A 2,118-nucleotide genomic window follows, 5' to 3' on the forward strand; every position below is an offset into this window, starting at 1 on the left:
GGCTTAACCTTTTTTATCCTTCCCTTGTCCGAACTACACCCGCCTTCAGACTCGCTTTCGCTTGTTTTAGCCTTGCCCTGTCCGAATAGATCCGGCTTTCAGACTGGCTTAACCTTTTTTATCCTTCCCTTGTCCGAACTACACCCGCCTTCAGACTCGCTTTCGCTTTTTTGGACTTGCCTTGTCCGAATCAGACTTGCGTTCAGACTGGCTTAACCTTTTTTATCCTTCCCTTGTCCGAACTACACCCGCCTTCAGACTCGCTTTCGCTTTTTTGGACTTACCTTGTCCGAATCAGACTTGCGTTCAGACTGGCTTAACCTTTTTTATCCTTCCCTTGTCCGAACTACACCCGCCTTCAGACTCGCTTTCACTTTTTTGGAATTGCCTTGTCCGAATCAGACTTGCATTCAAACTTGATTACTCTTTTTCACTTATCCTGTCCGAATGATATCCGTATTCGAGCTCTAGCTATAAAACCTTGAAGATATGATACTGTGTAGGATAACTAATGTCAAAACAGCCTCTATTTATGATACGGTTCTCCGTGATGTATCTAAATGAGGTTTTATTTAAAATATTGATGGAAAGTATATCTTAATTACCTTAACTAGTGAAAAAAGAAACTGTCCTGTTACTCGTCAAAGCTAGGATTTTTACTCTTCATCAGGAGTATCTTCCCGTTCCTCTAGGATACTTGGAAGTTTAAACTTTTCATCTTGTATGATTTTTTTATATTTTTGACTAAAAGCAGTATCTGTTTCAAATAACTTTGTCATTTCTCTATTAAATTCACCGTAAGAGGATGCTAAATATGCAGAATTTAATTCGGAAACAACTACACTATCTAACTCCATATGTTTAAGGTAAAATCTAATTCGAACCCAGTGATTATTTGCAAATTCTATGCCGAATGGTTTTGACATCCTCCTACATTCAAACAAACTAGCTTTTAGCATTTTAAAATAGTCGGTTGTTTTCAGAAAATCTATCATGAATTCTGGAGGGTTTCTCTTTACCTTCTTATATAATTCCTTAATAAATTCATCTAATTCTTCTGCAGGAATAATTTTGTTGTCCAGTAAAACCTTTAATATTTTCCACCCATCTATATTACCCCATTTAAAAAGCTCCCAAATTTCTGATGACCAAAACTCTCTAATGAATTCACCATCACTTGAAATTTCATACAGTTTCCCTGAAAATACAACTATAAATTTTCTAAATACATCCCAATCACTTTTGATAAAATCTATAAATGCCTCTCTTAATATTGCATCTTCTGAGTTTGCTACATGGCTCCAAAAATCAAAGCCTTCACTTTCTTCATCAAAATGATTAAATTTCATTATTGTTTCTTCAAAGAAATCATCAACTTCTTTTAAAAATAAAGGTATTTCCGTTTTAGTCATAGCATGAGGAATTTCTTTGACAATAGGTAAAACATCTGTATTTGGAGGAGTATACCTAGTATCAAAGTGTTTCTTAATTTTTTCAAGCAAACCAGCCGTTCCACCATTTACAACAAATTTATTCAAATTTGATTCAATAAACAACCACAATGCCTCTACATGTGGATAGCTTACAATGTTACTTTTCGCATGAGCACAATCGTTTCTTATGGTTCTCCAATATGAATACTGTACTCTAATATCATCTGTTATTACGAAAGGGTTGTCTGGTTTTGTTCTATTAACTAAATCGAAAACCGTGTTATCCCATGCATTGTCATCTTTAAGTTCCTCTAACTTTTTCTCCCACATGTTTTGTGGCATATTGTTAGGCTTGTGGTGAGAATTAAGCAACCTTTCACGAAGGACAGTTTGGATACCTAAATATGACATAATGAAAGAAGCTCTGTAAGCAGAAATCTTATAACATAAAACTGCTTCTTTAAAGAGAGTGTCAGCATCTCCAGGAAAATTATAATTTTCAAACCAACTCTCGAATCTTGTTTTCATGAATTTTCACGACCCTATCTTTAATTTCCTAATAAATCCATATATACTTTTAATTATATCTTAAAAAGTAATAGAGTTGTATATCCTGAAACTGAAGGTTTGAGTCAAGCATTTGTTGGCGGAATTTATTTCCACCTAAAACGTGTAAGCGGATTCA

At 34.8% G+C, this 2,118-nt stretch carries 1 protein-coding gene; it reads right to left on the reverse strand.

Annotated elements, in window-relative coordinates; genetic code table 11:
• Nucleotides 1-656 precede the first annotated feature (656 nt).
• Entirely contained in the window at nt 657-1,961 is a 1,305-nt protein-coding gene (locus CVD23_RS21395) for a hypothetical protein (RefSeq protein WP_101667118.1), read from the reverse strand.
• Nucleotides 1,962-2,118: the final 157 nt, after the last annotated feature.

This window comes from Bacillus sp. V33-4, from assembly GCF_002860225.1.
GTDB classification, from domain to species: Bacteria; Bacillota; Bacilli; order Bacillales; family Cytobacillaceae; genus Bacillus_BJ; species Bacillus_BJ canaveralius.